The following is a 24,012-nucleotide window of genomic DNA, read 5'->3' as shown; positions in this document are numbered from 1 at the left end:
TGCTCATTTCAAAAAAGGTGTGCTATACTCATCTTGTTGCAAAAATCCCAAAATGGGGCATTAGCTCAGCTGGGAGAGCGCTTGGCTGGCAGCCAAGAGGTCAGCGGTTCGATCCCGCTATGCTCCACCAAGTATAAACCTTAAATGACCACCTTATATAAAAGTCGCTTTCTTCCGGAGGCGGCTTTTTGCGTTTGTCTGAAGAGAAAATATAGGGAAGCAATCTTTATGAAATTGACTGCATTTTAGGTAGGGGTCTTTTTAAATGATACATTTACTTATGTTTATCACATTTTTCTTAAGGGTAGAAAATGAATATAACCAGATTCCAGAAGAAAGGATGAGCACAATGGCAAAAAACACTCAGTATCAACCAATAAAAGGGGAAGAATTATCTGACGCTCAAGAAGTCCATTATGCGAAGGAATTTAAACAAGCAGATATCGCTGGTGGTTATCGTAAACCAAAAGTAAGAGAAGCGAAAAGTGAAAATCCTAAATTAAAATAATGTAATCATTTGAAGGCCATCCTCAAAAAATTTAAGGATGGTCTTTTTGGTTACCGAGTGGATAGTTCTTCTGTACTTGTAACAAAGAACCGTCCCAACAGCCTCAAAAGTCGTTTCCTTCGGGAGGCGGCTTTTTTACGTTTGTCTGAAGAGAAGGAATGATAAGGAAAATAGTCGAAAGTAGAGATGAGTAAATTTTAAGTTCAACTAAAGGAGTTACATTTATGAGGCGTTTAGTGATCATAACAGTTGGTAAAACCCATAGCGGGAAATCGACATTTGCGAAAGCGTTAGAACAACAATTACAGAACGCACTAGTGGTTGATCAAGATAATCATGCGGAATTCATCAATACTTTTTACAAACACTTACTACCCAAGCAAGGTCCAAATACAATTAAGTATGCGCTCACTCAAACCATTATTGATTATGCAGTTGATCAAACGAATGTTCATCTTATTCTTTGTAACTCTAATCGTGGTCGCACAACGCGTCTGAATTTGCTGGACCATTTTCATAAGAACGGATTTACTAGCATACTCGTTGATTTCGATATTCCAGATCATGTCCTTCAAGAGAGAATTGCAAACAGTGAAAGAAGTACAGCAATCTTTAGGAGTGCTTCAACATTTGAGGAAGTACTGATCAAACAACAGAAAGAAACGAGTAAAAAAGAGATTACTTCACCAATTGAAGGAGAAGCGAACCATTTGTTTGTCATAAAAACCACAGATGACATACCTTCCGTTACAAAAAGTATCCTTGATATCGCGAATCAAGTATGAGTAACCTTTTTACATAGATGATTGTGAGGTTTTAGAATGAATTATGTAAAAGACTTAAGACAATTAGTTGGGACTAGGCCATTAATATTAACTGGCTCAGTTGTATTAATCCTAAATGATACTTGGTGGCTTAATGGAGTTAGGAGAGAGCTTAGAAGACACTGCTAGAAGAGAAGTAAAAGAAGAAACGGGACTTGAGATTGGCCATCTGGATCTATTAGGTGTTTTTTCGGGAGCAGATTATTACTTTAAAGTATCAAATGGTGATGAATTGTACTCTGTAACAGCAGTATATAAAACGAGTGATGTTAGAGGTGAGATGAGCATCGATAAAAGTGAATCATTAGAAATAAAATATTTTCACTTAGACCATCTCCCAGAAGGCTTAACAGATGAATACCGAAGCTATATCAATTCTTACTATAAATGAAAGGGGGACATATGAGGGAGTTTAATATAACCATAGAACAATGTCGTTTCCACGGGTTTGAATTTGGTGATAGCAGCCTTCCTTCACTCGTTTGTCTTCACGGTATGACTGGAGATTCGAATAGTTTCTTAGGACTGATCGATCATCTCATTAATGATTTTCATCTTATTTTAATAGACAGTCCAGGTCATGGCGGAACTGCCCCTTTGCTAACGGCAGAGGATTATAGATTCTCTTCATTATCTGATAAATTATTTTCTGTCATTCACAATCTAACAGACAAGCCCTTTTACATATTAGGTCATTCATGGGGAGCAGACCTTGCTTTACACATCACCAAGAAATTTCAGCATACAATCATTGGGGTTATCTTAATAGACGGGGGTTATGTATTTCCTGAACATGTTGGAGGAATGACAGAAAAAACGGCACTAGAAGGGTGGCAGGATTTTATAGATTCGAGCCGTTACGAATCGTGGGATGAAGTGATTCAACTTTACCGCACATACACAACAAAGGAATGGGATAGAGTGCTCGAAGAAACCATTTCTTCTAACTTCAAAAAGATTGAGAATCGTTACATATTGAAGGCTGATCGTAACAGTCTTTTAGCTACGATTAAAGCGTTCTTTCTAGAGCCGTGCTCCACTACATTCGAATGTATAAAGTGTCCTGTCTTATTATTTCATGCGACTGTGCCTACATTTGATCAATCGAGAACGAGTGGAATTGAACGTATCCAAAAGAGTATTGAAAATATTAAAGTCGTTGGTGTAAAAAATACGAAACACAACATTCACTGGGATCGACCTGAAAAAGTGGCTAGTGAGATTTTGTTATGGAAATAAACAAAAAGGACATCCACCATTTGAATGGGGATGTCCAGATAATTATTACATGGACACTACATCGGCATCCTTGCTTTTGTGGGCTTTTTGTTTTTTGAATAGAAACACGACGTAGGATAGTCCGGCAAAGATGATTAAGTATGTGAGTAGAATTGACATGTTCGTGATCATTCCACCTAAGTCATTTAATGTGATTACGGACTTGAATCCAGCAATGGAATAGGTGAATGGTAAAAACTCGCTCAGGGACCTATGGAAATTAGGTAACATTTCGATTGGTAGGTTTGCGCCTGTTATCGATAGTTGTAAAATCACAAAGCCGATCGCTAGGAATCGCCCGATGTTTCCGCCGAGTGATGCAAGGAAAAGGACAATTGCTGAAAATACAATGCTCACTACGATTGCAAAGAACACCAGTCCAATTGGATTCGTCACGTTAACCCCGAGTACGAATAAAACGACCAACATAAGTAAAATCGCTTGAACGACTGCTAAGGACGATAGCTTTAAGAATTTCGTAATAAACCAATCGATACTTGAAGTATGTGCAGGACGTTTGAATTTGATGAACAAGGACATGATTAGAATGCCTACAAACAGCCCTAGGGTTAGTACGTATGGTGCGGTTGAGTCTCTATAATGCTCATATTCGTTTACGGATTTACTCTTCAGCTTTACAGGAGAAGAGAACATCCCAGCATTGTCGTCGCCTGTTTCAATTCCGCTCGTTTTTTCAGCACCTTCTTTTAATCCAGAGGCTAACTTTTCACTTCCATCGTTTACTTTCCCTGCGCCATTATTTAATTTTTCAGCACCGGTAGATAGCTTTTTCCAACCTTCATCTACAGCTTCATTTCCATCTGCAATTTTTCCTGCACCCGTATCCAGTTTTGAGACTCCAGTAATGAGCTCATTCCAACCTGTTTCTACCTTTCCATTTCCGTCTGCTACCTTTTGTGCGCCGTCCTCTAATTTAGCAGCACCGTTATCGATTTTTTGTTGCCCCTCTACAAGTTGATTGAGGCCATCATGAAGTTTAGCGGTGCCTGGTACTACCTTATTGTCGATGCCATCTGCAACGGTAACCGCGCCATCACTTAGTTTGACTGATTTTGATGATAAGCTGTTCAATCCATTGGAGATTTTTTTCGCTCCATCTATAATTTTTTGATAAGATTCGTCATATGGTGGGACTTGAGTAGAAGGGTTTTTTGCTCCAAACTCTTCTAAACCAGCAACTAACTTTTCTGCACCAGCCGCAAGTTCAGCAGATCCACCTTTTAATCGAATCGTTCCGTCGGCAACCTTTCGTGCTCCAGGTGCAAGGTTCGTCGCAACACCATTCTTTAGTTCCTCACTACCTGTTTCAGCTTTTTGTAATCCATTTAATAACTTTCCTGTTCCATCTTTTAGTGTGACGGTTCCATCGTGCAGTCTTTCTGATCCGTCTGCAAGCTTAGAGATATCACTAGATTTTCCTTGCAATTTTTCTAGTAAAAGGGAGGTGCCATCTTTCAACTGTTGTGATCCATCCGCTAGCCTTGTAATATCAGATTGCTTGGTTGTAACAGAATTTAAGAGCTTTTCTGTTCCTTCATTCAGTTGGCCGGTACCGTCAGATAAACGTGCTGATCCGTCGGCCGCTTTTTCAAATCCTTCTGAAACATCCCCTAGACTTGAGAATACCTTGGACGTATAATTTTCGGTGATTGTATTTGCGAGTTGTTCGCGAATTCTTTGAGATGCGGTTTCTGTTACTTTAGAAGCGAGAAAGTTAAGACCCTCATTTTGTATGTACTCTAGTTCAAGCTTTTGAGGATCAGGCTCCATAACTGTTGTTACACGTTGAGAAAAGTCTTTTGGAATGATGATTGCCATGTAATACTCATTTTGTTCTAGCCCTCTCATGGCATCTGCCGAGTTGACGAACTTCCATCCCAAATTCTTACCTTCCTTCAAATTCATGACCAATTCACTACCCACATTGATCGATTCATTTTCCGATACCGCGCCTTGGTCTTCATTAACGACAGCGACCGGTAAATTTGATAAGTTGTCATAAGGGCCCCATGTAGCAGATAGAAGGATCCCACCATATAAAACCGGAACGAGTAGTGCTGCAATCACGGAAAAGAGTATTCCTTTATTCGCAGCAAGCTTTGAAAATTCAGTTGAAATCAATTTAAATAATTGCATCTCATTACCTCCAAAAAAGTAGTAGACGCCCCCTTAAAATGAATGAAGAACCATTCATTTTTCCTAATACTCATAATATTCTAATAAAATAATACTTTCTAGTAGATTGATAGAATTCACATATTATGAACTAGGCATGTTACAACATTGGTAGTAGGCCGTGAAAGATAATGCGGTATAGATTTACTATGCATCACAACTAATTATTATGGGGAAAGTAGATTAGGCGGTGAGGATGCTTCAAGTAAAATAAAAAAACTAGCTCGTATTCACAAGCTAGTTAGTGAGTCATTATTCCGCAACAATATGGAAGTCTTTCAGCATTTCACTCAGGCGTACACCGTGACCTTCTGCAGCTTCTAGAAAGTATCGTTGATGGAAGATGTAGGAGCCACCACTTTCGTCTGCTATGACAAAGTATTTGTTGAGCTCACTATTCCATTCATGACCTTCTAGTGTACGAGCTGTTTGCGATGCGATTGGATAGTCAGTTTGTTCAAACGTGATGCCGTGCTCTGCTTCTAACTTGCTAATTGTTTCTTCTACATTTTGATTTTCTACATGAATAATTTTCATAAATACTTCTGGAAAGTGTTCTGGTAGCGGTTCTTTTGGTGTGATGATATCGTAACCTTTTTTTTCTTCCATTTTATAATGCTCTTCATCTACATAAATGACATACCCTTTTTCGGATTGGTCGTTTAACGTAGCAGTTTCTTCTTCTTCAGATCCTTCCATTGGTATTTTCACTTGTTTCTCTGGTGCGAACATTTGCTTTACATTGTCAACAAGCGCATGACCTGGAGGGGTATTTAGAAAACCCATTATGAGAAGGATTGATGCTGCGACGGTTATCATGAGTGGTTTCCATTTTGTTTTTGTTAATTTCTGTGGTGTCATCTCTATTTCTTTTTCAATAGCATGCCACATATTTTCTTTCTGCAAATCGTCCACTTTATGATCTTCCTTAAGGGTTTGTTTCATATATTCATCAAATTTGTTGTTGTCCATATAGATCACCTCTCAATTCTTCTTTGAGCAGTTTTCGAGCTTGAAAAAGTCTTGATTTAACCGCACTGATACTTATATCAAGGATGGATGACATTTCTTTTTCAGAAAACCCTTCCACATATTTCAAAACCAACGCTTCACGATGTGATTCCTTTAACTGCTCCATCGCTTCATAAAGGATCTCTTGGTCAGTGGATGGTGGATTATGAGTTTGTTCAAGCTCATTTCGAGCAACTTGATCAATATCTTGCTCTTGCTTTCTTTTTTGAATCAATCGTCTAACTTCGTTTGTCAGTATACGAAAAAACCAAGGCTTGAAAGGTTTGGAGTCGTCATACGTATGCATTCCTTTAAACACACGGATGAACGTTTCTTGAACGGCATCCGATGCATCAGATTCGCTTTTCAACATGGATATAGAAGCCCTCATCGCAGAAGGATAGTACGCATCGTATAAAGCTCTAAAAGCCTTCTTATCACCTTTTTTTATCTTTTTGATCGTTTTTTTATCCAAATGGGATCGCCCCTTTTTTTCTTCTCATATGTAATACCTTACAAAATAGCAAAAAGTTGTAGAAGTCCATCATTTTAATAAAACTTATGTGAAATGGGCTCAAAACAGTGTCTGTCACCCAATTATGTTAGACTGTTAATAATCTGACAATTTAAATGTAGGTGAGGTGATGGAATGCTGGATTATGGAGTGAATATTATTGAAGATTGGGATGGATTTGTAGCCCAGTTTAACTGGGTGGATTCTGTGATCTTCTTTGGTTTTGTATTACTGATGTTCTTCATTCGAACAGTTGCATTTATTCTACTACATAAAATGGAGGGGAAGAGTGAGCGGTTTCAAAATCGCTTAGGTCCTGCTCTTAAGTCTATTACAAATTGGATTACCACATATGGAATTATCGTATTTTTACTCGTTTATTTTTCAGAAGCAAGCTGGATGTTTGGAAGTATTTTCTCAATTGGAAAGGTAGACGTATCGTTCTTCTTAATATTATTAGCGGTGTTGATCATCTCGTTTGCGAACCGTACATCTAAAGTGATGACGCAGTTTCTGCTTCCGAATGTATATGATCGCTATCAGCTGGATCGAGGATTACGTTTTACATTCAACCGTATTTTCCATTATGTCATTATGGTATTTGCGATTTTGATTAGTTTTACGACAGTCGGAATCGATATGAGCGCTCTGACAGTGTTTGCTGGTGTTTTAGGAGTAGGGATTGGTTTCGGGATGCAGAACATTGCATCGAACTTCATTTCAGGTCTTATTATTCTGTTCGAGCGTCCGATAAAAGTTGGAGATCGCGTCATCATTAACGATGTAATCGGGGATATTGAAAAGATTAATATGCGAGCGACGATTATTAAGACGTTAGATAATGAGCGGATCATCATGCCTAATTCCTACTTTCTTGAAGAGGAAGTGGTCAATCGTTCTTATGGGGATCCCCGTTTAAGGTTGGTCATTCCTATTGGTGTCGCGTATGGGTCTGACGTTGAACAAGTGAGGGAAGTCTTGCATCAAGCCGCACACGAGGAGTATGAAGCATCTGATGTTGTGTTGAATAATCCGCCATCCTACGTGAACTTCACAGGTTTTGGAGATTCGTCATTGGATTTTGAGTTATTCGTATGGATTTCCAATCCGGAGTTTGTCATTCAGATCAAAAGTAATTTAAATTTCCGTATTTATCATTTGTTGAATGAAAACAACATCGAAATTCCGTTTCCGCAGAGAGATTTACACGTAAGGAGTGTGGATCAGAGGGTGATTGCGAGCTACCGGGATGATGTGAGTGAGTAGAATTTCGTTGCGTGCACGGTTTTTTAGATAATTCTCGATTTTTCTAGATAATCCTCGTTTCGGCCTTCATGCCAAGCTAATATGCCAAACCATAAACAAAAAAGGACCCATAGAGCACGCAAAGGGTCCTTTTTCTCATAAAATTATTCGTGTTCAGTCGTAATTTGCCATATTAAGCCGTATTTGTCTTCGACTCTTCCAAACATGGCACCCCAGAACATTTTGTCAAAAGGCATTAATACGCTACCACCTTCGGACAGATTCTCAAAAACCGATCGTGCTTCATCCTCAGTCTTGTATTCTAAAACGAGGTTAATTTGTGTTCCTTGTTTAACAGATTCATTTACGGAATCTGCCATAAAGAAGATTTGATCAGCTGCACTTAAAGTTAAATGCATGACCTTATCTTTAATTGCGTCGTCAACATTGGGTGCTTGTTCGAATGTTTGTACACTTACAACTTCTCCATTTAAGGCATTCGCATAGAAGTCAGCTTGGTTTCTTGCATCCTCACTAAATATGTAAGGGTATAGGTTGGCCATACTACCACACTCCTCATTGATAATACATATAATTATATCAAACAATTCATAATTTACAGATTACGAATTTATGAAGGTTTTTTCTTGAAAAGACTTCTTAATGTAACAATTAAGAGGGGGACGAATGCTAAGAAAAACGCAAGAATCGTTTCCATAATTGCACCACTTTCACCTAGTTCAACCTCGTTATTGTACATCGTTAATGAAAATAAATAGACAAGAAGTGTATTCGGAAAGACGAATGCACGTTTATCGGATAATTTGAAAAGTTGAGTGACGACTTCGTTAATGATAAACAACATCATCGTAATTTTCATATAAGATCCAATAATTAGAGCCATTCCGAAGATAGACTCCACCCGCTGGATAATTTCCCCAATCTCAATGATTCGTGCGGCTTGATAGATTGGAAATTTTTCATTCAAAGCGATTGGACCTAAAATCATGATTGAAGCGATGATCGTAAATGCGAGCACTAAACCGTTGAATAGTAGTCCAACATACATCCATCTCTTAAAGGGTTTATCTTTTTCTTTCTTCATAAATGGAAGAATCATTGCAAAATACATAATGTCCATATAGGGAAAACCGAAACCAATATAAGCACCATGCAACACAGGTTTCCAGCCGGTAGGGAGGACAGGTAATAGAAACTCTGGATGGTAGTGGGTGATATTCAAGAGAAAAATCAATAGAATAATGAAGATTACGAAATAAAGGAGACCGTTAAACATCCGAGCCATCACTTCAATTCCAGCCCGAACCGTTAAGCCAGCCACCATTAAAATGAGAAAGTGAAAGACATAGAGAGGTGTTGATCTCATCATAGAAGTTGTGAAAAATTGCCCCATTCCATATGTCATATTAGCAGTAAAGTGAAAAAGCAATAGGGCGAGCGGGATTCCAAAAATCAAGGTCAAAGGCTTGCCAATTAAGTCATTTGAGTATTGAATAAAGGATCGGTTTGGGTATTTTTCATATAAATAAAGTACTAGGCCTAATATGATAAAAGCAACAGCATTGATCAGGAGAATAGAAATCCAAGCCCCATTTTGGGCAGTACCAATCATAGGTCCTTGTATATTGAGAATAGAGGACCCTGTAATAAAAGCTTGAAATAAAATAATCATCTGCCAATTTCCGATTGATTCAACCTTATTCATATGAAACCACCCTTATTTTTAAGAGGTGAAGAAATTCAGTACAGCTCGGGCTGGCATTTCGAAGGGCCAGTCTAACAAATCGTTTATATTGAAACCGTCTGTTCCTGTGATGAACAAATAACTCAAGTAACCTGAAAAAAGTACAATTCCATAATAAATTCTCGATTCCTTTGGGTCATTTTTGGTATGATCCAACATTCTTGTGAACAGTAGCAATAAGTATACGAGGACGATCATAATGATCTTATCTGTCATTCTAAATCCCTCTATTTCTTGAAAAATGGTTTTCCAATATCAGCGCCTGTATTTTTAATATTCATTTTCACATGTACTTCAAATTTCGCATTACTGAAAATTTCAGGCCACTGTTTTTTCATTTTAGGCCACTGTTTGGGATGACGCCGATAAATTTCATTGCCAAGCCCCAGTAAATCAATTTTGTCCTCTTGTAATTGACTAATTGTACTTTTAATATTTTTTAAAACCACTTTTTCAACCTTTTTGTTGTAGGTAGCAACTCTTTCGCTCTTGATAACTGAAGTACATTTAAGCTCTCCAGTACTACCCACGAGATTAACATTAACGTGAACCTTTACATCGTTATTTTCCAATTTTGTTTTAAGATCGGTCTTTGCGCTACTCACTTCCACAGCTTCTTTAAGATTTGGATTGTCACTACAAGGTATTTCTACAATTCCTGAACCGAACTCATTTAACAACATAAGAAGTGCTTCTGATTGTAGGGGGGTGATATGTCCTGATACCTTACCTTTGTTGACGGTGACCAAACCCGAAACGATTGCTTCTCCAGATTTGGCATTTTTGTAATAAGGAATCTTCGATGTCTGAGATTCACTATTTAACTGTCTGCCAAGAGATAGAAGGTTAACCTCCATTGTTTTGGAGCTGTATTGGTGAGCGGCTTTACCCACTTCTTTCAATTGTTGACTAATTGTGTTTTCAATAAACGGTTTTGCTTTTAAATAGTCTTTCGCGTTTCCTTCTGTCACGCCTACGTTAATCAACATTCTTGGCTCATGATCTCGGTAAAAAAACTCAAGCATTTCTCCAATATTACGAGACTCAGCTAACTTCTCACTTATTAATATAATCCTAGTGTGACTCCACTGGGCTTTTCTTCCAAGGTGATTGGTGATATCTCGGACAGCTTCAAATACGGTATCACCTTCTGTGCCGATATTAACGAAAGCCTGATCACCTGATCCACCAGCACTACCGATCTTTGGTGCAGGTTTAATAAATTGTGTCGTAAGCTCAAGCATGTTCTCGTTATCTTCAGAAATGTCTAGCGCGATTGCCTGTACATACGCATAAATCGGTAACTCATTATGATCCCAGCAACCACTTAATAAAAGCGAAGAGCTGAGAAGTAGACATATTGAGAATTGAGACTTCCTGGACACGAGAATCAACTCCTATTTTGAGCTTTTATTGGGACTCAAATTGTCTTTTTGATGTCGTCGTAATTGAGTCACCAAAGGGGAACGGAAAATAAATTCATAAAATGCACCTGGTCGGATGGGCCCTAATGGAGCAAAATAGGGTTGTCCGAGTGATCGTAAGCTAGCTAAATGAAGATAGATCAGCAGAAAACCAATCATGAGTCCAAAGCCGCCTAATACTGCCGCTGCAAACATTAAAGGTAACCTTAATATTCTAGAAGCAGTCCCAAAATCGTATTGCGGGATAGAGAAGGAGGCAATACCAGTTAAGGCAACGACTACAACCATCATCGGAGAAGCAATTCCTGCATTAATTGCGGCTTCTCCAATTACTAACGCTCCGACGATACTTACGGCAGAACCAATAGGTCTTGGTAAACGTAAGCTCGCTTCCTGAAGCATTTCAAAGAAAAAGATCATGATTAACGCTTCAATTAAAGCAGGAAAAGGCATGCCCTCCCGGGTGTCGAGAATCGCCATGAGGAGAACGGTTGGTATTAACTCAGAATGAAAGGTAGACAAGGCAATATATATGCTGGGTAACGTTAAGCTGATTATGAATCCGATAATTCTTAATATCCTAATGAAGGACGAAAACATCGTTCTTTGATAATAGTCCGAAGGAGATTGGAAGAACTCTGTAAACAAACCCGGACAAACTAATATGGTCGGTGTGCCATCGACAAGTACAATAATCTTTCCACCGAGAAGTCCTGATACGGCCACATCAGGTCGTTCAGTTGTTCGATATTGCGGAAAAGGTGAATACGTAGATTCCTCAAACAACTCAGCAAAGTAGGAAGTCTCAAGAATTTCTTCTTCTTGAATGCCATCAAAACGTTCCTTGAACATTTTTAATGTATCCTCTGGCACAGTACCTTCCAAATAGGCATATGCCACTTTAGACTTTGTGTTGTTACCGACATTTTTAATTTTGAACTTCAACTTTTCGGACTTTAATCTTGATCGGATCAGTCCGATATTCTTTGTGAGGTTTTCGATGGTGCCTTCGCGTGGCCCAATTACAGACACTTCATTTTGAGGTTCGCCAACGGATCTTTTCTCAACGGAAAACGCATCATATGTTAACGCTTTATTCCAGTGCTGAAAAAGGATGACGATATGACCTTCTAGAATTTTATCCCGAACTTGTTCTTCAGTTTCTACTAGTTCAACAGCCCTCGATGTTACACCATGTTTGATGAAAAACCGTTTCACGTCAAAAAGATCAACTTCAGTAGCAGGACCAACTTCATAAGTAACAAGGTCTTGCATAACTTCCTTAAGTAAATTTGCTTTCTCATTTTGGATGATCGTTTCACAAAATACAACGAGCGCTTGCTCACGATATTCCTTGCTAAAATGGTATGTGTGATAAACGATATCCTGACAATCTGTGAAAACCTCTTTTATTGATGATTTATTTTTCTCCAAATCATTGGACAGATTTGTACTTTGTTCTTCAGGAGTCTGATTAGATTTGTTTTGTGGTTGTTTTCGCCGATGTCTCTTTAACTTCATCTGGAAAAACTCCTTTAAAATCTTGCTTTAAAGGTTAGGTTTCCAAAAATTGTTACACATATACGTAGGAAGGAAATTATTGAAAAGTAATGGGAGAAAGAAAAAGGGGGGGAACATAAAAAACATCTTTATTTTTTGGTGATTAGATAAAGGGCTGCGAGGAGAAAGACGAACCCGAGGATCCTTTGACCATCAATTGGAATCTGCTTCATACCAAGCCATCCGAAATGGTCAATGAGTGAACTCGTAATGATTTGCGCCGCAATGACTGCCACTAATGCTGCTGCGACACCAATTCGTGGAACGGAGAGCACCATCGTGTACACATAGAACGCACCTAGTATGCCACCGACTAGTTCCCAACGGGGCACTTCGGTCGCTAGAAAAACATTTCCCTTACCAAAAAAAAGCATGATGACGAACAATGTAATCGTTCCTATTAAAAATGAAAGGAACGCACCTTCAATGACGCCGATGTGCCTTCCGAGTCCTCCATTTATACTTGCTTGAACGGCTACAGCAACCCCGCCTAAGAATACTGTAATGAGAATAATCCAGTTCATAATCGCATCTCCTACCCCATATGATACCTTTGCAATTTCTTCTTACTTTAACACAAAGTAAAATTCCATAGTGATAGAACGTAAAAAACAATATATCCGACAAAAAAACAGATTCTTTCCGTAATGTTTCTACAATTTTTTCATTTTACATATGATATCTTTTGTACGTATAGTGTTTCATCCACTTTGTAAAAAAAGGAGGCATGAAAGCTTTCAATTGATCGCGCGCCACCTATCCCAACCATTCAATTTCTCACTTCCGATTCCACTTCGAAAAACGATTTTGTAACCTATTATGATGCTAATTAATCAATCCCCTTTTACAAAATGAACAATAATCAACAAATAATATTTTACATTATGTCAAATGTAAACCGCCATTCGACACCGTAAAATAAACTTAAGATTCAAATAATTCAGTAAAATGTGTTTAAAGAAGCACTACATAAATAATTGAAAAGCCAAAAGGAGGAATATAAAATGCCAGATTTAGTGAAAATTGGGTTGATTCAAGCGAAACATGATGTGGACGGGAATGAACCAGTGGCGGTCCATAAAGAAAAATCGATTGAGAAGCACATTAAGCTAGTAAGAGATGCTGCAAAAAAGGGAGCGCAAATCATTTGCCTTCAAGAAATTTTCTATGGACCTTATTTCTGTGCAGAACAAAATTCTAAATGGTACGACTCAGCTGAAGAGATTCCAAATGGACCGACAACAACGAAATTCCAAGCACTTGCTCGAGAATTAGAAGTTGTAATCGTTCTTCCTATTTATGAACGTGAAGGAATTGCTACCTACTATAATACAGCTGCAGTTATTGATGCAGATGGTTCTTACTTAGGTAAATACCGAAAGCAACATATTCCTCATGTCAAAGTTGGTGACGAGGGTTGTGGATTCTGGGAAAAGTACTATTTCAAGCCAGGAAACATGGGCTACCCTGTTTTTGAAACCGCTTATGCAAAAGTAGGAGTCTATATTTGTTACGATCGTCACTTCCCAGAAGGTGCTAGACTTTTAGGGCTAAAAGGAGCAGAGGTTGTCTTCAATCCATCTGCAACGGTAGCAGGCTTATCCGAATACTTATGGAAGCTTGAGCAACCTGCGCATGCTGTTGCAAACGGATATTATCTTGGTGCAATTAATCGTGTAGGCACAGAGGGACCTTGGAATATGGGTGAATTTTATGGTCAATCGTATCTCGTCGATCCTCGTGGCAGCTTTGTTGCGATGGGAAGCCGAGATGAAGATGAAGTCATTATTGGAGAAATGAATAAGAAAATGATTCGTGAAGTACGAGACTTATGGCAATTCTACCGTGACCGTCGTCCAGAAACGTATGGTGAAATGACCGCACTACTTCCGTAGACAAAGAGATGAGCTGACTTGTAAATGAACCAGCCCTTCCTTGTCACACCATGACAAACGCACAATGCAAAAGGTCATAGGAGACATTGAAGTGCAGGGGTTAGTCAGCTCTTTTTCTATTTAATACGTGTTAAGTGTATGCACGACTAGTGCTCGTCCTGTCCAAATTAGAACTTTTTCTTACATTTTGACTAATCAACGCCTGAAGGGGGCTTTTGAATTGGCAAAAAAGAATAAATATCACATTTCATTAACAGACCTTAGAAGTAATTTTAATGAAGTAGAACCAGCACTTACAGATCGTGAAGCGGTTGAAGAAGCAAATCGATGCCTCTATTGCTATGATGCCCCGTGCATTACAGCTTGTCCTACCGGCATTGACATTCCATCTTTTATAAAAAAGATATCTTCAGGAAACTTGAAAGGATCCGCAACGACAATTATGGACTCAAACCCTGTAGGTGCAAGCTGCGCGCGGGTATGTCCAACTGAAGAGCTTTGTGAAGGTGCTTGTGTTCTGAACCATTCCACCAAACCAATCATGATTGGTAATCTTCAAAGGCATGCAACAGACTGGGCGATTAGAAATGATCAAGTCCTTTTTGAGAAAGGCGAGAGCAATGGGAAGACCGTTGCGGTAATTGGCGGTGGACCTGCAGGGCTATCAACCGCACGTGAGCTTGCCCGACTTGGCTATGATGTGACGATTTTTGAAGCATCGTCTAAAGCTGGGGGATTAAATACTTATGGAATCGTTTCATTCCGATTACCTCAAGAAATCTCTTATTGGGAAGTCGATCAAGTTAAGAGTCTAGATGTGAAAGTACGTACCAATACAGCAGTAGGGAAGGATATAACGGCTGATGAGTTGTTGGCCTCTTACGATCGTGTTGTACTAGCTGCAGGTATGGCTAACGTTCCTAATCTTGGTGTCGAGGGAGAAGAGTTAGATGGCGTTTATGACGCAATCGAATTTGTGAAAGATACGAAAACAAAGCCACTAAGCAACAAGTTCCTCGGCAAGAAAGTAGCTGTCATAGGCGCGGGGAATACAGCAATTGATGGAGCAACATGTTCTGTCCGTTTAGGAGCTGAAAATGTCAAAATTCTATATCGTCGTACGCAAGAAGAAATGTCAGCTTATGATTTTGAATATGAATTTGCCAAACAGGACGGGGTAGAGTTCAAATGGCTTACGCAGCCTGTCAAGATCCACGGGGACGAAAACGGTGCAGTGAATGCAATTGAATGCATGGAAATGGAGCTCGGAGAACCTGGGGTAGATGGAAGAAGGCGACCGAAGCCTGTTGAAGGCTCAAATTATAAAATCCCAGTTGATGCAGTAATCAAAGCAATAGGACAAACTCGTCACGTGAGTTTAATTGAACAGTTTGATCTCGATCACGAAGGTGGCGTCGTTCAAGTGTCTAATGATTATCAGACATCCAATCCAAAGGTGTTTGCTTGTGGGGATATTGTCTTCGGAAAAGGAAAAGGAGAAGCGATGGTTGTAACGGCTGCACAACAAGGGAAGAAAGCCGCTTATGCCATCCATGAACAATTAAAAGAAGAATCCATGACCGTATGACTGGATATAGCAGAAAGGGGCGTTCATAAAATGGCAGATTTAAGAACGAGTTTAGCTGGAATTGAATCACCGAATCCATTTTGGCTTGCATCAGCACCACCAACCAATTCAGGGTATCAAGTTCAGAGAGCTTTTGAAGCTGGTTGGGGAGGAGCAGTCTGGAAGACGCTTGGAGATCCGATTTTAAACGTATCTTCCCGTTTTGCGGCGGTCAGCTTCAATGGACAAAGAGTCGCCGGATTCAATAATATCGAGCTCATTACAGATCGACCGCTTGAAGTGAACTTAAAGGAAATCTATGAAACGAAGAAAAAGTTCCCTAACCATGCCATTGTTGCTTCACTAATGGTTGAACCGAATCAAGAGAAGTGGCATGAAATTGTAAAGAAAGTGGAAGAAGTTGGCGTTGATGGCTTGGAGTTGAACTTCGGATGTCCACATGGGATGGCTGAACGTGGTATGGGATCTGCTTCAGGACAGGTGCCAGAGCTAGTAGAAAAGCAAACGTACTGGGCGAAAGAAGCTGCGCAAACACCTGTTATCGTAAAACTAACTCCGAACATCACAGACATCACGGCTACAGCCGAAGCAGCCGTTCGTGGTGGAGCAGATGCTGTCAGTATGATTAATACAATCAATAGTCTTGCTGGTGTTGATCTTGATTCTTGGAACACGATTCCTCACGTAGGCGGAAAAGGTGCACACGGTGGTTACTGTGGTCCTGCTGTAAAGCCAATTGCCTTAAACATGGTTGGAGAATGTGCGCGTAGTCCGAAAATCAATGTTCCCATTTCTGGAATGGGCGGGGTTTCCAATTGGCAAAATGCAGTTGAATTCATGCTGATGGGCGCTTCAAATGTTCAAGTTTGTACAGCCGCGATGCACCATGGATTTCGGATTGTAGAAGATATGATTGATGGCATGAATAATTACTTAGATGAAAAAGGCATTCAATCCGTTCGGGATATCGTAGGTCAGTCCGTACCTAAATATTCGGATTGGGGGAACCTTGACCTTAATTACAAGATTGTTGCGCGAATAAACAATGATGTTTGTATCAATTGCAATAAGTGTCATATTGCATGCGAAGATACATCGCATCAATGTATTGATATGTTGAAAGACGGTCACGGAAATTCTTACTTAGAAGTACGAGAAGAGGACTGTGTAGGATGTAACCTTTGTTCTATCGTATGCCCTGTTGACGGCGCAATCGATATGGTGGAGGTAGATAGCGAACATCCTCCAATGACATGGAATGACCGACAAGCTGTACTAAATGGCGTGCAAGAAAAGACCAATATTGTAAAATAATCAAATATTTTAGAAGGGAGATCTATTCTTGAAGAAAATCATTCAGAACGGAACAATTGTAACAGCTGCGGATACGTATAGTGCGGATATTCTCATTGAAAATGAACGAATCATTGCAATTGGTGAAAATTTAGATGCACAAGGTGCTGAAAAGATCGATGCCAAAGGTTGTTATGTATTCCCTGGAGGAATTGACCCACATACGCATTTGGAGATGCCATTTGGTGGTACCGTATCGAAAGATGATTTTGAGACAGGTACGATTGCTGCAGCATTTGGTGGAACGACAACTGTCATCGATTTCTGTCTAACCAATAAAGGGGAGCCACTCCAAAATGCAATTGATGTTTGGCATAAGAAATCAAAGGACAAAGCGGTTATAGATTACAGCTTCCACCTAATGATTTCGGAGTTGAATGAGGACGTACTGAACCAATTACCGACGATTATGGATAAGGAAGGAATCACTTCTTTTAAAGTGTTTATGGCGTATAAAAACGTGTTCCAAGCTGATGATGAAACATTATTCCGAACGCTCGTCATGGCAAAGGAACAAGGTGGATTAGTCATGGTACATGCTGAAAATGGAGATGTAATTGATTACCTTGTAAAAGAAGCGCTCGAAAAAGGGCAAACGGATCCAATCTACCATGCTCTTACTCGTCCGCCTGAAGTCGAAGGTGAAGCAACAGGTAGAGCGGCGCAATTAACAGGACTCTCGAACTCTCAGTTATATGTCGTTCATGTATCCTGTGCGGAAGCAGTATACAAAATTGCTGAAGCTAGAAATAAAGGTTACGAGGTTTGGGGTGAAACGTGTCCTCAATACTTAATGTTAGATCAAAGTTACTTAGAAAAACCTGATTTTGAAGGTGCCAAATATGTTTGGTCTCCACCTCTTCGAGAAAAATGGAATCAGGATGTCCTTTGGAATGCACTCAAGAATGGACAGTTGCAAACGCTCGGATCAGATCAATGTTCATTTGATTTTAAAGGTCAAAAAGATCTTGGGAAAGGTGATTTCTCAAAAATTCCGAATGGTGGTCCGATGATTGAAGATCGAGTTTCTATATTATTCTCTGAAGGTGTTAAAAAGGGACGTATTTCGTTAAATCAATTCGTTGATATTACCTCTACTCGAATCGCTAAGCTTTTTGGGCTATTTCCTAAAAAAGGGACGATTACAGTTGGTGCAGATGCAGATATCGTGATATTTGATCCAAATGTAGAACGAACAATATCGGTGAAATCTCATCATATGGCGGTTGATTATAACGCATTTGAAGGCATGAAAGTGACGGGTGAACCTGTATCCGTTCTATCTAGAGGAGAATTTGTTATTCGTGATAAGAAATTTGTAGGTAAACCTGGTACAGGAAACTATTTGAAGCGTGCACGATACAATCAGCTATTGGATTCAGTCGACGAAAAGTTAACCATTTAATTTGTGCAAAAAGAAAGGAGGTTGTGAAATCAGGGTGTGATAGCAGTTTAAATCCACACTCGAGTCCGTATGCACCAGTTGCTTTTGAGAAAGGGTATAAGGAGTGATTGTAATGGAAAAGAAGGAAAGTTATTTGAAATCTCCTGATCTATTGCCGATTGGGCAGGATGGGAGGAAGATTACAACACTGGGATTCTCCTTCATGTGGGTTGGTATGGTTGTCGTACTTGCAACATTTGCAATTGGTGGATCGGGCGTCATTTCGCTACCTCTACCATACGTGATCTTAGGTACGATCATTGGATCGGTTGCGATTGGGTTGTTCATTTCACTTATTTCTGATATCGGTATTGAGCATGGATTATCGTTTCCTGTATATATGAGAGCACCTTTTGGCACAATGGGGACGCATATTCCATCCATTGTCCGTGGAGTTGCAGCCTCGATGTGGTTTGGAATTAACACTTATTTCGGGGCAACAGCAATGAATGGTATTTTAGGAATGTTGTTTGGATTTGATAGTTGGCTCGTCTGTTTCTTTATATTCGCTGTCCTACAATTATTGAATACAGCACTTGGCATCAAAGCTGTTGAACGATTTGCGGACATGGCGGCTCCAACGATTATACTAATTTCAATTTGGATGTTCTTAGAGTTATCCGGAACAGCGGCGTCAGAAGGACGAAATGTTTGGACATGGACTGAAAACCCTGTAACAGGTGCTGAAGCATTCACGGCATTCTTAGTTGTCATCTTTAGCAATATGGGATTTTGGGCGACACTATCCGCAGATATCCCGTCCATTTCTCGTTTTATTAAAGCACCTAGCTACGAACGTAACTGGTTCAAGCGCAATAAAGGTGCACTCATTGGAAGTTTAGTAGCTTTACCGTTAACGCAGACATTTATGATCATCATTGGTGCAGTTGCGTATATCGCTGTACAAAATTATGATCCAGTCATTGCACTCCAAGAGACAGCGACTGGTGTCGTATTGGGCGTATTATTACTCATGATCGTACTTGCGCAGTGGTCGACGAATATTTCGGCAAACATAGTACCTGCCGCAACAATCTTCTCTAACGTTGGTGGACCGAAATTCCCATTCTGGGCAGGCGTATTTGCCGCTGGAGTAGTTGGGACGATCGTTCAACCGTGGAGTTTGTTCGGGATCATCATACCTGTTCTTCTGATAGTAGGGGGCATACTATCTGCTATAGTAGGAATTCTATTTGCGGATTATTACCTTCTAAGGAAACGAAGAGTGAACGTTTATGATCTATACAAGTCTCAGGGTCAATTCCGATATGCAGGTGGAGTAAACGTAGCTGGGTTCATTTCATGGATTATCGGGGCTTCCGTCTCTTACTTCTTCCCGAATTATTCATTCTTAATTGGTTTTGTATTAGGTGGAGCATCTTATTATGTGCTTTGTAAATATTGGTATTTCAATAAATACAAGCAAGCGGAAATCGAAAATCCGGATGATGAGCGCTTTCTTGGTATTACAGTTGGACGTAATTGGAATTTAGAAGATGAAAAAGAAGTTACGCCATTAAGAGATGCTAAATAAGTAGCAGCGGTAGCTTTTTGCTCGGGTCAATATTGAATGGCTCGGGCGAAAGTTACAAATGACTTAGGAGGGGTGCACATGACAGAGTATGCCGAGTATGTTTTGGAACGAGAACAAATTGATCTGTTAATTGAAAAAGGATACACCATCAAACATGTGAATGAGAACTTAAGTGGTGCTTTTGTGACATTTGAACGAGATAAAGGTGACACAGACATCCTTCATATTAAAACTGCGGACGGCAGAAAATATTTCTCTAACCTACTTTTCCATAAACATTCATCATAATGTTTAGTAGAAAGACTTTGCCCAACTTAAGAACTCAGCCAAAAGATTGAAAACGAAAGGGAGGAGCTTCAATGGAGTTTTCCTTGAAGTGCAAAGAAAGTGTTTTTCCTTGTGAAGTCGTTGTTGATGAAGATAATGGCCGATATATGTTAAGAAAAGCAGATTCAAGTGGTGAATTTTTCAATACACCTCAAGAATTAGCGACATGGATTTTCAGAAATTGGCACTCGGATGACTTTCACGAGCAGGATTCCTTCCAAAGTATGCTGAATAAATTGGAAAAGTATTTGCCATTGAATAGCTCTTAAACGAACTGATCGATATGAATCGGTCTCTTTCAAATCTTGGCATAAAGATCGGAGTGTCCAATTGTGCAGCACCAATCGAGTTTATCAGTTAAGGATATATTAAATCGAGACCATTTCGAGAAGACGAAGGTGATCGCAGGACTAGAAGGACTAACCCGACAGGTAAAGTGGGTTCATGTCGTTGAGGTTCCTAATATAAAGAAACTATTGAATGGAAATGAACTCATTCTTTCTACTGGTGTTGTTTGGAAAGAGAATCATAAACTTCTAGAAGATTTTTTGCAACAATTGATTGATTGTGGAGCGGCTGGTTTGTGTATTGAAATTGGGACGTACACATCGAACATTCCCGACAGCGTGATCCAACTAGCTAATCACAACCGTTTTCCAATCATCTTGTTTATGCAAGAAGTACAGTTCGTAAACATTACTCAGGATATACATGCCGTGCTCATAAATCAACATTATCAAACGATTCAGGACTTGGAACAATATTCTTTAAAGTTAAATCAAAAGTTACTAACCATTGAAAACAGCAATGAAATGTTGAAGCTGATGCATGATTACACTGGGTTACAAATTATTATGAAAACGAATGACGAAAAGGATCTCTTCGTTCCTGAGATGAATAGTGATACGAAACGTAGTGATCCTTACAAACTTTTTCCTAATGATTCACCCTTTGTTGCAAAGCGTCCCGTTATCGTGATGGAAAAACACTTTGGTGAATTGTTTATTCTTTCTACTGAAAGAGAAATCAATGAGTTCGATTTGTTAATTCTGGACAGAACGACGACAGCACTTGCACAACTATTTTTAAGAGAGCTTTATGTTGAAGAAAAGAGAAGGACAGAAAAGCACGAATGGATCACAAGATGGGTAGATGGTGAGTACGGAGAACAAGAAGCCCTTGTAAATTTAGCCTACTATGAAGGAAAGATGAGGGTATATGGTGGAACAGTTGCGATTTGTAAACTGCCTTTAGAGATTAGTAGTTCGGATCGTACGTATTTAAATTTATTCATCCGATCCATTTTTGAACAACAAGGATTTCATCTCATCACGACAGAACGTCACGGGTATACCGTATACATTTTATTGAACCTTCGTGGGGACGGTGCGTGGAAACACCGATTAAGTACAGGAATGGAAAAAGTATTAAATACAGAGTTCCTTAAGAAGCATGCCAGCCAAATTGATCGCATCGCAGTCGGTCAATATACAGAAGCTTTAAGTAAAATTGGATTGAGTTATCAAACCGCTTCTGAAGCGTTGAAGCTTCAGAAGAAAAAACAATCCGAACGATTGTGCACGTATTATGAGGATTTACATATGTATCGAGTCATCAGTCTTTTTAAGACGCAGAATGAATTTCAAGAGATGATTACAGAGTATTTGCAACCTGTCATTGATTATGACGAGAAGTATAATGGAAAGCTGCTCCAAACATTAAGAACGTATCTTTCATGTAATGGCTCCAAAAAAGAAACGGCAAAACAGCTTTATGTCGTACGGCAGACATTATATTACCGGATTGAGAAACTTGAAAAACTATTAGGAGAAGACTTTATGTCTAATGCTGAAAAGAGGTTAGCCATTGAATTGATGCTGTTTGCACATGAACACTTAAATGGAGGAAACCATGGGCAAGCTTTAAAAGCCGAAGATGAAATGATGAGTTAACAAGCTAGGCAGAATGTGATGCAGACAGACTCAACTCTTTTACACAATGTCTAATGTATCAGAATGTTAAATTTTAGATAATGGTAGAAAGTCGATAGATTACTAAGGAGGCACGAGCACTATGACAGTAACCAAAAGCGATATGAAGGACTTAAAGAACTATATTAACGGAAAATGGGTAGCATCTTCAGGATCTGAAATGATGGAGGTCCCAAATCCTGCGACTGGTGAACGATTAGCCCGTGTACCAATCTCAAATAAGAAAGATCTCGACGATGCTGTAAAAGTAGCGAATGAAGCCTTTCAAACATGGAAAAACGTACCTGTTCCGAAGCGTGCACGAGTGATGTACAAATTTCATTATTTACTAAATGAACATCACGAGGAGCTTGCCAAATTAATCGTACAAGAAAATGGCAAGGCATTTAAAGAAGCATATGGAGAAATCCAGCGTGGTATCGAATGTGTAGAGTTTGCGGCAGGTGCACCTACTCATTTGATGGGAGAGACATTATCTAACATTGCAGAGGATATTGATTCTGAAATGTTCCGTTATCCTTTAGGTGTTGTTGGAGGTATAACGCCATTTAACTTCCCGATGATGGTTCCATTATGGATGTTCCCGCTTGCGATTGTTTGTGGCAATACGTTTGTATTGAAGCCTTCCGAACGGACGCCAATCCTAGCCAATCGCATTGGTGAATTACTTACAGAAGCAGGTATTCCCGATGGCGTTTTCAATATCGTACATGGTGCGCATGATGTTGTTAATGGATTACTCGAGCATCCGGATATTAAAGCGATTTCTTTTGTTGGATCTCAGCCAGTAGCTAAATATGTGTATGAACAGGCTGCGACAAATGGAAAGAGAGTTCAAGCTCTCTCAGGCGCGAAAAATCATCACATCGTCATGCCAGACGCAGATATGGAAAAGGCAGTCCAAAATATAATCAGTTCTACATTTGGTAGTGCAGGGCAGAGATGTATGGCTTGTAGTGCTGTTGTAGTTGTGGGAGATAATGACAAGTTTGTAGAAGAGCTCCGCAAAAAGGCAGATGAACTGACCATTGGAAATGGTTTGGATGAAGAAGTCTTATTAACACCTGTTATACGAGAATCGCATCGTCAAAAAGTGCTCGGTTATATCGAAAAAGGCATTGAAGAAGGAGCAGACTTGATCCGCGATGGACGAAGAGAAATGAGCGTAATGAAAGAAGGCAACTTCCTAGGACCAACGATTTTTGATCATGTTACGCCTGAAATGACAATTGCAAAGGAAGAAATCTTTGCTCCTGTATTAAGTTTGCTACGTGCAGACGATTTAGATGGTGGTCTTGAATACATCCGCAAATCACGATTCGGAAATGGCGCAACACTTTATTCTCAAGACGCAGCTTCCGTCCGCAAGTTCCGAGAAGAAGCAGATGCAGGAATGCTCGGTATTAATATCGGAGTACCCGCAACTATGGCATTCTTCCCGTTCTCCGGATGGAAAGATTCCTTCTACGGTGACCTTCACGTAAATGGTAAAGATGGCATTAACTTTTATACCCGAAAGAAAATGATTACATCTCGTTACTAAGATGATAAAGGA

22 protein-coding genes, 1 tRNA gene and 1 pseudogene are annotated in these 24,012 nt (G+C 39.6%); 15 read left to right on the top strand and 9 right to left on the bottom strand.

All coding sequences use genetic code 11. From position 1 onward, the window contains the following. Positions 1–54: 54 nt before the first annotated feature. From L2716_RS12240 to L2716_RS12220, 5 genes and pseudogenes are all read left to right on the top strand, one after another. Positions 55–130 (top strand) — tRNA-Ala (locus L2716_RS12240). Positions 131–265: 135 nt separating this feature from the next. Beyond that, entirely contained in the window at positions 266–508 is a 243-nt protein-coding gene (locus tag L2716_RS12235; protein WP_236335248.1) for a YfhE family protein, read from the top strand. Positions 509–732: 224 nt separating this feature from the next. Then, positions 733–1,293 carry an AAA family ATPase gene (locus tag L2716_RS12230; RefSeq protein ID WP_236335238.1) on the top strand — a complete coding sequence of 187 codons (561 nt, stop codon included), beginning with the start codon at positions 733–735 and terminating at the stop codon, positions 1,291–1,293. Positions 1,294–1,329: 36 nt separating this feature from the next. Continuing rightward, positions 1,330–1,723, top strand: a pseudogene (locus tag L2716_RS12225) (NUDIX hydrolase). An 11-nt stretch (positions 1,724–1,734) separates the two neighbouring features. Continuing rightward, positions 1,735–2,571, top strand: a complete 837-nt coding sequence (locus L2716_RS12220) for an alpha/beta fold hydrolase (RefSeq protein WP_236335236.1) — start codon at positions 1,735–1,737, stop codon at positions 2,569–2,571. A 45-nt stretch (positions 2,572–2,616) separates the two neighbouring features. Here L2716_RS12220 and L2716_RS12215 read toward each other — a convergent pair whose 3' ends face one another. The 3 genes from L2716_RS12215 to L2716_RS12205 form a co-directional block, all read right to left on the bottom strand. Continuing rightward, complete coding sequence (locus L2716_RS12215; protein ID WP_236335234.1) at positions 2,617–4,767, bottom strand: YhgE/Pip domain-containing protein; 2,151 nt, start codon at positions 4,765–4,767, stop codon at positions 2,617–2,619. A gap of 291 nt (positions 4,768–5,058) precedes the next feature. Next, complete coding sequence (locus tag L2716_RS12210) at positions 5,059–5,778, bottom strand: hypothetical protein (protein WP_236335230.1); 720 nt, start codon at positions 5,776–5,778, stop codon at positions 5,059–5,061. Further along, a complete protein-coding gene (locus L2716_RS12205; protein ID WP_236335229.1) occupies positions 5,759–6,292 on the bottom strand; it encodes an RNA polymerase sigma factor in 534 nt (177 codons plus the stop codon). The genes L2716_RS12210 and L2716_RS12205 overlap by 20 nt, the downstream gene beginning before the upstream one ends. Before the next feature lie 174 nt (positions 6,293–6,466). Between L2716_RS12205 and L2716_RS12200 the strand changes: the two genes are divergently transcribed. Continuing rightward, positions 6,467–7,597, top strand: coding sequence for a mechanosensitive ion channel family protein (locus tag L2716_RS12200; protein ID WP_236335225.1), 1,131 nt, complete (start codon positions 6,467–6,469; stop codon positions 7,595–7,597). Between the two features lie 143 nt (positions 7,598–7,740). Here the strand turns inward: L2716_RS12200 and L2716_RS12195 are convergent, their stop codons facing one another. From L2716_RS12195 to L2716_RS12170, 6 genes are all read right to left on the bottom strand, one after another. Further along, positions 7,741–8,139 (bottom strand): VOC family protein, encoded by a 399-nt coding sequence (locus L2716_RS12195; protein WP_236335222.1) that lies wholly within the window; start codon positions 8,137–8,139, stop codon positions 7,741–7,743. A 68-nt stretch (positions 8,140–8,207) separates the two neighbouring features. Continuing rightward, positions 8,208–9,302, bottom strand: coding sequence for a GerAB/ArcD/ProY family transporter (locus L2716_RS12190; protein ID WP_236335219.1), 1,095 nt, complete (start codon positions 9,300–9,302; stop codon positions 8,208–8,210). A gap of 18 nt (positions 9,303–9,320) precedes the next feature. Then, entirely contained in the window at positions 9,321–9,557 is a 237-nt protein-coding gene (locus tag L2716_RS12185; RefSeq protein ID WP_236335217.1) for a hypothetical protein, read from the bottom strand. An 11-nt stretch (positions 9,558–9,568) separates the two neighbouring features. After that, a complete protein-coding gene (locus L2716_RS12180; RefSeq protein WP_236335215.1) occupies positions 9,569–10,726 on the bottom strand; it encodes a Ger(x)C family spore germination protein in 1,158 nt (385 codons plus the stop codon). A gap of 12 nt (positions 10,727–10,738) precedes the next feature. Continuing rightward, entirely contained in the window at positions 10,739–12,286 is a 1,548-nt protein-coding gene (locus L2716_RS12175) for a spore germination protein (protein ID WP_236335212.1), read from the bottom strand. Between the two features lie 128 nt (positions 12,287–12,414). Further along, positions 12,415–12,849: a DMT family transporter gene (locus tag L2716_RS12170; RefSeq protein WP_236335209.1), complete on the bottom strand. Its 435-nt coding sequence runs from the start codon at positions 12,847–12,849 to the stop codon at positions 12,415–12,417. 480 nt (positions 12,850–13,329) lie between these two features. Here L2716_RS12170 and L2716_RS12165 point away from each other — a divergent pair, with 480 nt between their 5' ends. The 9 genes from L2716_RS12165 to L2716_RS12125 all read left to right on the top strand — a co-directional run bounded on the left by L2716_RS12165 (position 13,330) and on the right by L2716_RS12125 (position 24,000). Continuing rightward, complete coding sequence (locus tag L2716_RS12165) at positions 13,330–14,220, top strand: nitrilase-related carbon-nitrogen hydrolase (RefSeq protein ID WP_236335206.1); 891 nt, start codon at positions 13,330–13,332, stop codon at positions 14,218–14,220. A 220-nt stretch (positions 14,221–14,440) separates the two neighbouring features. Then, complete coding sequence (locus L2716_RS12160) at positions 14,441–15,808, top strand: NAD(P)-dependent oxidoreductase (RefSeq protein WP_268963984.1); 1,368 nt, start codon at positions 14,441–14,443, stop codon at positions 15,806–15,808. Between the two features lie 30 nt (positions 15,809–15,838). Then, positions 15,839–17,122 carry an NAD-dependent dihydropyrimidine dehydrogenase subunit PreA gene (preA, locus tag L2716_RS12155; RefSeq protein WP_236335205.1) on the top strand — a complete coding sequence of 428 codons (1,284 nt, stop codon included), beginning with the start codon at positions 15,839–15,841 and terminating at the stop codon, positions 17,120–17,122. Positions 17,123–17,150: 28 nt separating this feature from the next. Beyond that, positions 17,151–18,566, top strand: a complete 1,416-nt coding sequence (gene hydA, locus L2716_RS12150) for a dihydropyrimidinase (RefSeq protein ID WP_236335202.1) — start codon at positions 17,151–17,153, stop codon at positions 18,564–18,566. 112 nt (positions 18,567–18,678) lie between these two features. Then, positions 18,679–20,139 (top strand): NCS1 family transporter, encoded by a 1,461-nt coding sequence (locus L2716_RS12145; protein ID WP_236335200.1) that lies wholly within the window; start codon positions 18,679–18,681, stop codon positions 20,137–20,139. Between the two features lie 78 nt (positions 20,140–20,217). Then, on the top strand, positions 20,218–20,427 hold the full coding sequence (locus tag L2716_RS12140; RefSeq protein WP_236335197.1) for a hypothetical protein: 210 nt from the start codon (positions 20,218–20,220) through the stop codon (positions 20,425–20,427). 71 nt (positions 20,428–20,498) lie between these two features. After that, entirely contained in the window at positions 20,499–20,735 is a 237-nt protein-coding gene (locus L2716_RS12135; protein ID WP_236335194.1) for a hypothetical protein, read from the top strand. A 63-nt stretch (positions 20,736–20,798) separates the two neighbouring features. Further along, positions 20,799–22,418, top strand: coding sequence for a PucR family transcriptional regulator (locus L2716_RS12130; protein WP_236335191.1), 1,620 nt, complete (start codon positions 20,799–20,801; stop codon positions 22,416–22,418). A 121-nt stretch (positions 22,419–22,539) separates the two neighbouring features. Continuing rightward, entirely contained in the window at positions 22,540–24,000 is a 1,461-nt protein-coding gene (locus L2716_RS12125; protein WP_236335189.1) for a CoA-acylating methylmalonate-semialdehyde dehydrogenase, read from the top strand. Positions 24,001–24,012 lie beyond the last annotated feature (12 nt).

Source organism: Pseudalkalibacillus berkeleyi, from assembly GCF_021608225.1.
Classification (GTDB): domain Bacteria; phylum Bacillota; class Bacilli; order Bacillales; family Fictibacillaceae; genus Pseudalkalibacillus; species Pseudalkalibacillus berkeleyi.
This window is presented reverse-complemented; position numbering and strand designations above follow the sequence as displayed.

Bases quoted from the DNA above. Each gene is read 5' to 3' on its own strand.
- L2716_RS12230 (WP_236335238.1), top strand. From the start codon at position 733: ATGAGGCGTTTAGTGATCATAACAGTTGGTAAAACCCATAGCGGGAAA.
- L2716_RS12215 (WP_236335234.1), bottom strand. From the start codon at position 4,767: ATGCAATTATTTAAATTGATTTCAACTGAATTTTCAAAGCTTGCTGCG.
- preA (WP_236335205.1), top strand. From the start codon at position 15,839: ATGGCAGATTTAAGAACGAGTTTAGCTGGAATTGAATCACCGAATCCA.
- L2716_RS12200 (WP_236335225.1), top strand. From the start codon at position 6,467: ATGCTGGATTATGGAGTGAATATTATTGAAGATTGGGATGGATTTGTA.
- L2716_RS12140 (WP_236335197.1), top strand. From the start codon at position 20,218: ATGACAGAGTATGCCGAGTATGTTTTGGAACGAGAACAAATTGATCTG.
- L2716_RS12235 (WP_236335248.1), top strand. From the start codon at position 266: ATGATACATTTACTTATGTTTATCACATTTTTCTTAAGGGTAGAAAAT.
- L2716_RS12195 (WP_236335222.1), bottom strand. From the start codon at position 8,139: ATGGCCAACCTATACCCTTACATATTTAGTGAGGATGCAAGAAACCAA.
- L2716_RS12220 (WP_236335236.1), top strand. From the start codon at position 1,735: ATGAGGGAGTTTAATATAACCATAGAACAATGTCGTTTCCACGGGTTT.
- L2716_RS12210 (WP_236335230.1), bottom strand. From the start codon at position 5,778: ATGGACAACAACAAATTTGATGAATATATGAAACAAACCCTTAAGGAA.
- L2716_RS12190 (WP_236335219.1), bottom strand. From the start codon at position 9,302: ATGAATAAGGTTGAATCAATCGGAAATTGGCAGATGATTATTTTATTT.
- L2716_RS12185 (WP_236335217.1), bottom strand. From the start codon at position 9,557: ATGACAGATAAGATCATTATGATCGTCCTCGTATACTTATTGCTACTG.
- L2716_RS12125 (WP_236335189.1), top strand. From the start codon at position 22,540: ATGACAGTAACCAAAAGCGATATGAAGGACTTAAAGAACTATATTAAC.
- L2716_RS12145 (WP_236335200.1), top strand. From the start codon at position 18,679: ATGGAAAAGAAGGAAAGTTATTTGAAATCTCCTGATCTATTGCCGATT.
- L2716_RS12165 (WP_236335206.1), top strand. From the start codon at position 13,330: ATGCCAGATTTAGTGAAAATTGGGTTGATTCAAGCGAAACATGATGTG.
- L2716_RS12170 (WP_236335209.1), bottom strand. From the start codon at position 12,849: ATGAACTGGATTATTCTCATTACAGTATTCTTAGGCGGGGTTGCTGTA.
- L2716_RS12135 (WP_236335194.1), top strand. From the start codon at position 20,499: ATGGAGTTTTCCTTGAAGTGCAAAGAAAGTGTTTTTCCTTGTGAAGTC.
- L2716_RS12175 (WP_236335212.1), bottom strand. From the start codon at position 12,286: ATGAAGTTAAAGAGACATCGGCGAAAACAACCACAAAACAAATCTAAT.